This window comes from Microcoleus sp. Pol7_B2, from assembly GCF_036701035.1.
GTDB lineage: Bacteria > Cyanobacteriota > Cyanobacteriia > Cyanobacteriales > Microcoleaceae > Microcoleus.
The window spans coordinates 62,491-73,223 of sequence record NZ_JAUBQB010000029.1 but is presented as its reverse complement, the minus strand read 5'-3'; the positions used below and the strand labels follow the sequence as shown (position 1 = coordinate 73,223).

Annotated in this window: 8 protein-coding genes; 7 read left to right on the top strand and 1 reads right to left on the bottom strand. The window is 44.8% G+C overall.

Annotation, left to right across the window (positions count from 1 at the left end; translation table 11 throughout):
* Window positions 1–50: 50 nt before the first annotated feature.
* The gene (locus QUA57_RS13625) at window positions 51–302 is read right to left on the bottom strand and encodes a hypothetical protein (RefSeq protein WP_333061407.1); all 252 of its coding nucleotides are present in this window, start codon (window positions 300–302) and stop codon (window positions 51–53) included.
* A gap of 29 nt (window positions 303–331) precedes the next feature.
* On the opposite strand from QUA57_RS13625, the gene QUA57_RS13620 reads away from it, so the two are divergent.
* The 7 genes from QUA57_RS13620 to QUA57_RS13590 all read left to right on the top strand — a co-directional run bounded on the left by QUA57_RS13620 (window position 332) and on the right by QUA57_RS13590 (window position 10,438).
* Window positions 332–556: a hypothetical protein gene (locus QUA57_RS13620; RefSeq protein ID WP_333061408.1), complete on the top strand. Its 225-nt coding sequence runs from the start codon at window positions 332–334 to the stop codon at window positions 554–556.
* A gap of 260 nt (window positions 557–816) precedes the next feature.
* Complete coding sequence (locus tag QUA57_RS13615; protein WP_333061409.1) at window positions 817–3,222, top strand: hypothetical protein; 2,406 nt, start codon at window positions 817–819, stop codon at window positions 3,220–3,222.
* A 136-nt stretch (window positions 3,223–3,358) separates the two neighbouring features.
* Window positions 3,359–3,970, top strand: coding sequence for a hypothetical protein (locus QUA57_RS13610; protein WP_333061411.1), 612 nt, complete (start codon window positions 3,359–3,361; stop codon window positions 3,968–3,970).
* Window positions 3,971–4,276: 306 nt separating this feature from the next.
* Window positions 4,277–7,483 carry a hypothetical protein gene (locus QUA57_RS13605; protein ID WP_333061413.1) on the top strand — a complete coding sequence of 1,069 codons (3,207 nt, stop codon included), beginning with the start codon at window positions 4,277–4,279 and terminating at the stop codon, window positions 7,481–7,483.
* Between the two features lie 14 nt (window positions 7,484–7,497).
* Window positions 7,498–8,493: a hypothetical protein gene (locus QUA57_RS13600; RefSeq protein ID WP_333061415.1), complete on the top strand. Its 996-nt coding sequence runs from the start codon at window positions 7,498–7,500 to the stop codon at window positions 8,491–8,493.
* A gap of 23 nt (window positions 8,494–8,516) precedes the next feature.
* On the top strand, window positions 8,517–9,602 hold the full coding sequence (locus QUA57_RS13595) for a hypothetical protein (RefSeq protein WP_333061416.1): 1,086 nt from the start codon (window positions 8,517–8,519) through the stop codon (window positions 9,600–9,602).
* A gap of 185 nt (window positions 9,603–9,787) precedes the next feature.
* Entirely contained in the window at window positions 9,788–10,438 is a 651-nt protein-coding gene (locus QUA57_RS13590; protein ID WP_333251148.1) for a hypothetical protein, read from the top strand.
* Window positions 10,439–10,733 lie beyond the last annotated feature (295 nt).

Sequence of the window (10,733 nt, the reverse complement as noted above, 5' to 3'; positions counted from 1 at the left end):
GATGGTCAAGCGGGATCCGCTAGGGGACGATCGCCCCTTCCATTATATAATCATCCGATCACAATAAATCCACCCTGGATCGCAATCCGTATCCCCAACTTCTTCTCAAGGGCGATCGCAATCTGTATCCCCAACTCCTTGTCAAGGGCGATCGCAATCTGTATCCCCAACCTCTCGTCAAGGGCGATCGCAATCCGTATCCCCAACCCCTGCTCAAAACAAACCGCCGTCTCAACCTGGAGACATTGCTGCAAGCCCCGTCCACCTCTCACAACTGCTGAAGGATGCAATTTCTGAAGCATATAACCAAACTGGAGCAACTAAAATCCCTGTGGGAAACTGGACAGCTTTTATTAGCAATAATCGCAATAATCTTAGATGTTTAGTCCGAGATGAAGCTGATAATCCGGTATTAGCTGCTGACTTGAAAACAGGTAAAATTAGTAAGAAACTTTCCGAAAACAGCAGCGCTCAGTTTCTCAAATACCTCTTAACAATCGATGCTGAGTTAGTTTCAACATCCTCGAAAAATAGAGTTGCCGACGCACAACTTTAACATGAATTCTGAAGTGATATTATGTCCGGTATTTTGACCTTCCTTGAGGAGATTCGTACAACACACATTGAAGCCTACGCTTTTATGAGTATTTTGACGGACATAATATGACACTTCTTTTGCTCCAGATATCAGAAATACCTACCCCCTCCAATCGGAGGGGGTAGTTTTCAGTCCCTAAAACCGCTCTTCCGAGTGAAGTCACTAGACACACTACTCGAATTTCATGGGAAATATCCACTCACCCTGTCACAAAAATTATGGCTACAAAAACAGCATCCCGAAGCCGAAGCCAGGGAAACTACATCACCCCTAACACAGCCGAGGGCAAGAAAATCCTCAACTACCTAAGAAATCGCTGCGAGAAAGCTTTAGATTACTGCCAGGAAAATGGACTCACCAGCGTAGAAGATTTTGCCGATGCAATTGAAGAACTAACGGAAGCTGATGGCAAACCTGGCATTAGCGTGGAGGTCAAGCACAACGGACTTGTCCTCAGTTTGAGCGATCGACCAGAGTACGGCTCTACCACAGGAAAGTACATGATGGAACACTTGGGAGAGCCCGACGACAACCGATTTACTAAAACAGGAATTGAGGCGTTACTCGATTCGCCTCGAACTAAAACAAGGTCTAAAAAAGACAATTTACTAGATGAATTGGATGATGAGCAACCCTCCCCCAAGTCTAAATCTAAAGCGACCACCAAGTCTAAAAAAGACGATTTACTAGATGAATTGGAGGATGACGAACCCTCCTCCACGTCTAAATCAAAAGCGGCAACCAAGTCTAAAAAAGACAATTTGCTAGATGAATTAGAGGATGATGAACCCTCGCGTCACTCGAAATTTAAAGCCAATATTAAATCACAAAAAAATGAAATAGAAAGTTGGGAGGATGACGAGCCATCACCCAACTATAAAACCAAAACTAGACCTCCAAAAGATGACCTAGAGGAGTTGGATGCGGAGGAACCACTGGTTAAATCTAAAGCCTTAAACCGCTCTCCGAGAAATCAACTAAGTGAGTTAGATGAGTTTGAAGTCAAAGAACCTCAACCTAAAGCTAAGCCTCAAACTAAAAGCCACCTTCAAAACTCTGAGCGAGAAGATTTGGAAGACGAAGAATTATCAGCTAAATCCCAAACCAAAAGAAAACTTCAGACAGATGAAGCGGTAGAAGCTACGGAATCCTTAGCAGCCACACCTTCAAAAACCCGAACGAGCCAACAGCAACCTCAAGGCAAAAAATCAAACGACCAGAACATCGATAGTATCCTCGATGCTGCTGTACAAGTTAGTGGTAGAACAGCCATTTCTGGAAGTGAGGTAGAAGGTACAACTGTCAGCGGCCTGAGCACTCAAGTTGCGGTTCTCGCTACTCTGATGGGGAAAAAAGCAGCTTCTCAAATTATAGAAGCTGCTCTTGGGGCTGGAAAAGAGCGCCAAGTTGCCGGTATTGTCAAAAGGCTCCAAGCTCAAAGCCAGCGGGCTGACTCGCTCTCCCAGCGAGTTACCACCTTGGTTGAAGCGGATTCAGTTGCAGATGCAATGGTCGAATCCGAAGCTTTACCGATAGCTGAACCGGAGCCAGAACCGGAACAAAACATCTTACCTGAACCGGATGCCGAATTTGGGTCAACACCCGGTATGCTCTTAGCTAAAGCTGTTAGCAAAGTCCACGGAAAAGTTGATAAAATTTCCGGTCGTGTGAGAGACAACACTTCTGAAAAAACGGCTGCTATTAAGATTGACACAGAGGCGAGTTTTGAAGAACAACTCGTACAAATAAATGAAGCACTCAACCGACTCGAAAAGCGACTCGATACCCTAGAAGAGCGAATAGAAGCTTTAGAGAACAAACTTTCTCTTCAAAAAAGCGAGACAGGCGTTCAAGCTGCGGATGCAAAAGTAGAACCGCCCGACAGCTCGACTCCATCCCTCAGCGACCAATTCGTACAAAACGGAACAGAAATAGGTGAAAAAATTTCATTAGAATCAACAATCCCAGCTAGCAGCGCTAACGCTACTGCTAAAAAAATCACTGTGACAGCCCAAAATCTTACTCAGGACTCCCAACTTGCAGCAACACTGGCAAAAATTTACAGCCTAGCTGAAGAAGAAGCAAATGCGGAAGGCATTGCATTAGAAGATGGGGTTGATTTAGGAGAAGCCAAACTTTATGTAACAAATTTTGACTCCTCTACCGCTGTCAGCTTAAAAACTAAGGAAGGCGAGGAAATGTTCTCAGCAGTACAGGATAAAACTGGAGAATGGAAAGTGACAAACGACTTCCTGAAACCTGAAGAAAAAGAAGAACTCGACCGCTTAAACATTTTTCAACAAGCTCTCAACCAAGAACGCTTAGCTGAAATGGTAAAGAGAAGCAATCAAGATGAAGTGAGCTTTACCGATTCCCAGGGCTCGCGCCTCGACTTTGAAGTCGAATTCAGCGATAAATCCAAGTCGAAGGGTACTGTCAAAGGCTTTAACTCTCACAGTGAGATAGTTTTTGAGGCCAGCCTCCAAAAAGGTAATGTTGAGGTACTTTTGTGCGACATTCCACCAGAAGTAGTAGAAAATCTCCTATCCCAACAGCAACTTGCTCAAAACCAGAACTCCAACAAGCAGGAAGCTAAAAAAACTGAGGTGGAAATGGAAATTTGAAATAAGTTATTTCACTTGCACCCTCCATTTGGAGGGGGTAATTGTCACTATATAAAATCACCGTATTTGGTGATTTTCCGGGCATTAGATACAACTTAAATTGGCATTAAAGCACTAAAATAATCGAGAGAGTGACATGGCTACTTACTTAGACCAAACAAGAAGTGAACGAAATCGCAACTCATTATTACGCTGGTTAAAACAACAGAAAATTAAACGGGGCGACATTCCATTCCTCGCCATTTGCCTAGCCTCACTCATCTACTTCAGCATTCATGACCCGCTCTTAATTGCGACTTTAGGCTGCTCCAGCATTGTGTTTTTGAGTTTATGGCACATCACTAGAGCTATTCCCATTGTAGAGCGATACATTGGCTGCAAAATTCGCTTTTGGCACATTGCCACTGCCATTATCACCTCTACTGCACTTTGCTCCGTACTCGATTCCCCAGCTAACGCCCTCTTCCTCTCCGGCTTAGAAGAATTTATGCAAGAACTCGCAGAAGGAGCCTCTTCAGCAGGAGGCGAAGCTATTGATGCCGAAGTCATCGAACTGATTTTTAACTTAATTCGCGGAGCCTTTCTTTTGTTAGTAGCAGCCGCTTCTCTTTTCGCCTACAACCAAGCACAACAAGGTAACGACTGGAGACCAATTGTTACCCAAGTTACCTTAGCCTTTGCCATTGTAATTGCCGTTGACGTAATAACTTTTCTGTTTGTTGGCAATGGCGGAGGAGGCGGAGCTTAGGGAAGAAGGGGAAGGGGAAGAGGAAGGGGAAGGGGAAGGATAAATTTTCTAGTTTTGAGTTAAACCTTCTTCTCTTACTGATCAAAAATCATCTCGCTTGCGTTGAGAAGGACGCGATTTTACTCAACTTGTTCTACCCTTCCTATTCTTTTAGTTAGGAACACTGAATACTCGCTGTTAATAGCTAACAATTTCCTCTACTTTTTCTTCCATTCCCCCTCCCTTCCCAACACCAATTAGTAGCGATTGAAACTAATAACAACCTGGCTTTACCTTCCCCTTCCCCTCCCCCCTCCCCCTATTACCATGCTTAAAGACCCAGACAAAGACTTCATCTCCGTCAACAAAATTCTTGGCAAACAAGCCAGCATCGGCATTATTCCAGCGGAACAGCTAATTCCCTGGATGCTAATCACCGTAATTTCCTACCTCCTCACCAACGGCTTATTCAGCTTAGGAATGCCTTGGTTTTTCATCACTACTTTCTGGCTAATTATAAGCTGGTGGCTCCTGACAGGTAACAAACCTCACCTTTTTGTAGACAGGTTTAGACCTCCGCCGGGGAATGAGTGGTACAACGGTAATCTTTTATACCTTTCTCCCGTTCCCCAACACCGACCAAACCCGATTCGCCACCGAATTAGCGATTCACAAGTCCGAGTCAAACTTAAACCCAAAGTTGCTCCCAATCAACAAGGAGGTAACAGCCGACTTATGCCCTTCCAAAACTACCAAAACCTCCTGTGTTTAGTCACTATCAAAAAGGATGGTCGAGAAGTTTCTGGTTACTTACTGAATGAAGGCAGTCAATACCAAATTGTATTCGGATTCGAGACGGCTGGCTTTCACAACATTCTCTACCGTCATGAAGTAAACAATGCAGCCACAGCCTTAGAAGAAGGGCTAAAAGATATTCCCCCAGGCGAAAAAATGACCTTTCACACCGGCTGCTACAGCAGCGATTGCGTTCGCCAGCAACAGTTAACTGAATTGGCTGACAACTGTCACCTCAAACCCATTTCTGTACTCGTTCGTAACGAACAGAAACGCATTCAAGAACTCAACTTAGCAGGCACCAGACAACTGTGGAACCAAACTATTTTCTGCACTTGGACATTCAACGCTCAATCTGGCTCCAAATCCAACGACCCTCTGAGTAAATTCATCAATGGAATTATCAACACAGCTAACAGCATTGCTGCACAATTTACAGGCAACCAGCGCATCTACTCTGAACGCTTTTACAAACAACTGCTGCTCGACGCTTTCGAGCAAGGCTATATCCGGTGGGAACTCTTGCTAAACACCAAAATTGGACTGGAAATTCAACCCATGAATGCCCAAGCATTGTGGGGATGGCTGTGGCAAAAATTCAACAGCGCACCCGTACCCCCTATTCCCCAACTTCTCACCTTAAAAGAAACCGCGTCCGACTACAAACTAACCGAAACCCTCAACAGTCACAAACACGCCTGCACCATTTTAATTGAAGGTATGAGCGGCCGTTCGAGCTGCCCAGAACACAGAAAAGCTAGCTCACGCATTTTGCTCCCCGGCAGAAACGCAGAATGCGGTGTGCTAACAATGGAAGAGGGCCCCGGCGGCTGGCTCAATACTAGAGAGCAACTGCAATGGCTCTGGAAAATTATGAGCAACAGCTACGTCCGCGATACTGAAGCCGTTGTCGAAATTAGCGCCGCTCCCAACTTTATTATTCAAGACAACTTAGCAAGGCAAGCTAAACAATCAAAAAGTGCCAAAAAACGCGCTTTAGAAAAAGGTCAAGGTCGCGATGTAGGAGCAGAAGTCAAACAGGAAGAATCCTTTGAAGCCCAGAAAAAAATGTACAAAGGTGCAAGAGCAATTCACGCTGCTGTCACCTTCTTAGTCTACCGACCAACGCCGGAGCAACTAACACACGCTTGCCAAATGCTCTCCCACAGCTTCGGCTCTGCCAAGGTATTAAGAGAGCGCAACATTGCTTGGCAACTGTGGCTAGAAACTTTGCCCATTACTGTAAGCTGGCTGTTGCACAGCAGTTCGCTAATTAACGAACGCCGCCTCACCTTAGACACCGAAACTGTCCCCGGTATTTTGCCCTTAACTGCTGTAAGGGACATCGACTCAAAAGGAGTTGAATTCATCATCACCAAAGGCGGCAAACCCGTGTACGTTGACCTCATGCACAACCAAACCAGCCGCGCTGTCATAACAGGCGAGTCTGGTTCCGGTAAAAGTGTTTTGGGATGGCGATTTGCAGCCGATGCAATAGCCGCTAATATCCCAGTAGTCGGTATGGACATCTCCGCAGGAAGCGGCAGTACCTTTGAGACAGCAGTGAAACTGTTAGGCGACGACGGTGCGTACTACGACATCACCTCTGGCAGCTCAAATCTACTTGAAATACCTGATTTGAGGCGTTTCGACAGAGAAGAGCGATCGCGCCGACTAGACCAATGGAAAGAGTTTATCCGAAAAGCGCTGACTATTATCAGCATGGGTAAAGTCCGCGACCCAAAATTAGCGCAGCGAGTCGATGCCATTTTGCTGCTAACTCTGAAAAAATTTCTGGAAGACCCAGACATTATCGAGCGCTACAATACTGCCTTTGAAAAAGGCTGGAAATCGACCGCGTGGCAAGAAATGCCAACCCTCACAAACCTCCTGAAATTCTGCACAAAAGAGCAACTAAACCTACAAAACTTTACCGACTTCGACCGCATTGCCATCAACCAAATTATCACTCAATGCAACGCATTACTAGCCTCACCTTTAGGTAAAGCAATTGGCAGACCGAGTACATTTTCACCCGAACCCGCTGTTAAGTTTTTTGCCCTTAGCGGTCTGGGCAACGAACAAGACCAGTACCTGATGGCCATTAACGCCCACGCTGCTTGCATCCGTAACGCACTTTCTCACCCTAAAAGCCTATTTATCGGAGACGAACTTTCGATTTTGTTTAAAAAAGACGGATTTGCTGAAGTAGTAGGGGAACTCTGTGCAGTGGGTAGAAAAAATGGCATTTCAGTGCTCTTGCTATCCCAAGATATCGACAGTATTTGCGACTGTAGTGCGGGAACTATGATTATGCAAAACATGGTGTATCGAATTACCGGAAGATTGACATCAAACGGAGCCACTTCTTGGATCAAAAATTTGGGATATCCGGCTGAAATTATTAGCCAAAATGCCACAGAAGCTTTCCTTCCCCGAGCTGCCGATCTTTATTCCAATTGGCTAATTGAAAAAGGAGGTCGTTTCTGGCAAAGCCGATACTATCCAGGCGAAATGATCTTAGCAAGTGTGGCTAACAATCAAGCTGAATTGATGGCTCGCGCCCGAGTGATGGCTCAATATCCCAATACGTTAAAAGGGCAACTGCTAGCACTCAAACAATTTGCCTCTGAATATGTACAAGCCGTTAAAGAAGGACGTTCATTAACCAATATTGGCAAGAATGCAGTCACTGATATCAATGGACACAAATCCCCTCAAGACCTTATTGCTAGCTAGACGGAGAAAAACCGATGAAATCACCGAAATTTATTGTCAAACTTGCCCTCGGCATTCCTGCAATTTGGCTGAGCTTAATACTAAATTCTGTTGAAGCAAAAGCTCAAACCTCTGACAGCAATCCGACTGCCACACAGCTTCCAAGCTTAAACAATCCTAACAGCAGCACTTTCAACCGCTCCAGCTTCACAGTTCCCAATCAACAAATAGAAAGCCAAATCCAACAATCAGCTAATAACTTCTTGAGCAACCCGAAAGAAATAGGAGGTATAGAAAACACAATTAGCGACATAACAGGCGAAATTTCAGATACCATCTCCACCATCTCCGACAGCATCTCAGGCATCTGGGACAATTTGTTAAATAAAGTCGAAAATTTTAGCAGTGAAATAGAGTCAACCCTCTCTTCATTCCTGGGAGAATTGAAAGTTCCAGACCTAAAAGAAGCAGTTAAAAGCATAATGGACGGCAACACCTCCGAAAGCGAAGGGACAAAACTATCCGCTGCTTTAGAGAAGAGACCGCAAGATTCTTACAGCCTCAAAGAGAATACCGCAGAACTCGCAGAAAGAGAAAGTGCTGTCAGTGAAGCCAATAAAGCCACTCTCAGTAAAGAAGCTCAACAAAAGCAAGCTCAGATGAAAGAAATTGTCCAGCAGAACGTAGAGCAAACTAATCGCGAGAGCCAAAATTCAATGGAATTGGGTGCTGATTCAGAAGGTCAAGATGTCACACAGAACATTATGAGAAACATATCTCAACAAAGTGCGCTCGCAGCTAAGCAAGCAGCCTTATCAGCAGAAAATCAAAGTGCCTTAGTCATGCAGGGCCAGCAAGCTCAAATCGATCGCAGTTTTGCCAACATTCTCAATGCTCAACAAGCTGAAGAACTCAACGAAATTAACACAGCCCAGAGACGGCAGGATGCTGCGGCGGCTACCGCTTCTTCTACTCAAGCGGGACTGTTTCAAATGCCGGGAGGCATCACCCTGGGGGCAAGCGAAGACTGAAATCACAAAAAGGAGACACCGCGATGCTGACACAACTAATCGCCCAAACTAGCACAGCAGGACAAGCCCTGGACACTCTATCTGATGCCATAGAAGTCTCTCAAAAAACCGTCGAATCGTGGAATTTAGTTTGGTTTAACACCTTCAACACTCAAGAATCCTCTCTCTGGATTGCCTTAGTCAAACTAGGACTAATTCTGGCGGGAATATCTGTTACTTACCTCGCTGTCACCAGTGGCAAAGAAATCATCGAAAAACAGTCTTGGTCAGAGCTAGTAGCCATGTTTATCTGGCCACTCGTAATTGTAGTATTTCTCAGCAACAACGGTAAAGTCTTAGCTGAAAGTGTCAAATTCATCAAAGCTGTAGGCAGCACTCAAGTGCAAGAAATTATGAAAATTCAAGTCGGAGAAATGACCTTCAGAACTGCCCTGAGCGACGTTAACCTCACCAGTGCTGGCAAAGAAGAAATTGAAAAACTCTACAGCGAATGTCAGGGCAAAGTTGGATCAGCTTTAGTGGAATGCTGGAACAGCAAAAAACAGCCAGCTCAACAAATCCTCCAGGCAGCCGAACAGCAAAATGGAGGGCCTCTCAAAAGCTTGCAGCGATTTGTGGAAAATTTAGGCAATGTTGCCAATCTTCAGGATATAGGAAATGGCGATTTTGCAGGGCAAGTTTTTAGATCTACTGTCTTGCCCATCATTCGCTTAATTCTTAGATCAGTACAGTGGGCATTTGTCAATATTTTAGAAGCAGCATTGTTGCTAACAGCTCTATTCGGGCCTCTGGCAATGGGTTTGTCGCTGCTGCCGCTGCAAGGAAAACCCATCTGGGCTTGGTTAATAGGGTTTATGTCGTTATTTGGAGTGCAATTGGGGTACAACATCGTCGTTGGATTAGTCGCTGTAGTGATTGTCAAATCCGATGCAGAGTTAGTTACAGATATCGCCTTTTTATTCTTTTTAGCTGTGTTTTCTCCAGTTCTTGCCGTGTTAATTGCCAAGGGTGGAGGAACTGCTTTGTATAGTGCGATCGCCAATAGCACCAAACAACTTACAGATATTGCCAGTAACGCGATCGGCGTTATTGCTGAAAAACTGATCTAGGGGAAGGAAATTCCGATAGCTTTTTCTTCACCGAACCGAGTTGTTACTCACTACTCAAACCCAGTTTTCCAATCCATTTCCTCCCTATTTCCCTATTCTCTATCCCCCATCTCGCCATCCCCTTCGATAATATGAAATTTCCACAATCACAACCCTTACTCCCTAAATCTAAAAACACCTTAGCCTTGTGCTTTGTTCTACTAACAAGCTTTGTTTTCCTCCTGACAATTACTGTTTTAGTGAATACAGTCAGTTTGAGAGCCTTATCTCAAAGAAAAGTTACCTTTGTCCAGTTAAAAGACGGAACCGCAGCACGAATTGCAGAACAAGATGAACTGTACAGAGAGCCGAAAATTATCCAAAATTTTGTATCCAGTTGGGTAAATTTAACCTGGGCTTGGTCAGGCAAAATTCCCGGCACAAATGACCCAGACCCCGGCATTAAAGTTAAAGGTTCCCAAGTTCCTACAACTGCTTGGATGGGTTCCTTGATGATGGAATCCGAGTTTGGTAAAGCTTCCCTGGTCGAACTTGCCAAACTCGTTCCCAACACCATCTATTCAGGAAAAACCCGCTCTGGAGTTTATATCTCTCACATGGGGGAACCGAGAGAAATAAAAAGAGGAGTTTGGGAAATAGATGTAATTGCTACTCGCGTAGTGCTAGAGCAAGGCATTGGAGAAAGCCGAGAACAGTTTAATCGAACCTTCACCGTCAAAGCCGTAGAAATTCCAAAATCCCCTCTCAAAGAAAACGCTAATGAATTAGAGAAGACTATTCACTCTTTGAGAGCAGCCGGATTAGAAATTTCCCGAATTGTCGAATTCAAACCTTAGAGGGGGAGGGGGAAGGGGAAGGGGAAGGAAAAACAGGGAAGGGGAAAGGAGTACCGCCCCTACAGAAACCGATTTGTTTGTACTTCACTTACCTGAAAGGGGAGGGGGAAGGGGAAGGGGAAGGAAAAACAGGGAAGGGGAAAGGAGTACCGCCCCTACAGAAACTGATTTGTTTGTACTTCACTTACCTGAAAAGTGCTGTATATGAACTTCAAGCGGTTGTATTTTAACAACAAAGAAGTCCTAATTTTCTGCTCTGTCCCCCTCACATACAAGCCAATCATTTGTTAATTAA

Bases quoted from the DNA above. Each gene is read 5' to 3' on its own strand.
- QUA57_RS13625 (WP_333061407.1), bottom strand. From the start codon at position 302: ATGCTTCAGAAATTGCATCCTTCAGCAGTTGTGAGAGGTGGACGGGGC.
- QUA57_RS13615 (WP_333061409.1), top strand. From the start codon at position 817: ATGGCTACAAAAACAGCATCCCGAAGCCGAAGCCAGGGAAACTACATC.
- QUA57_RS13610 (WP_333061411.1), top strand. From the start codon at position 3,359: ATGGCTACTTACTTAGACCAAACAAGAAGTGAACGAAATCGCAACTCA.
- QUA57_RS13605 (WP_333061413.1), top strand. From the start codon at position 4,277: ATGCTTAAAGACCCAGACAAAGACTTCATCTCCGTCAACAAAATTCTT.
- QUA57_RS13600 (WP_333061415.1), top strand. From the start codon at position 7,498: ATGAAATCACCGAAATTTATTGTCAAACTTGCCCTCGGCATTCCTGCA.
- QUA57_RS13595 (WP_333061416.1), top strand. From the start codon at position 8,517: ATGCTGACACAACTAATCGCCCAAACTAGCACAGCAGGACAAGCCCTG.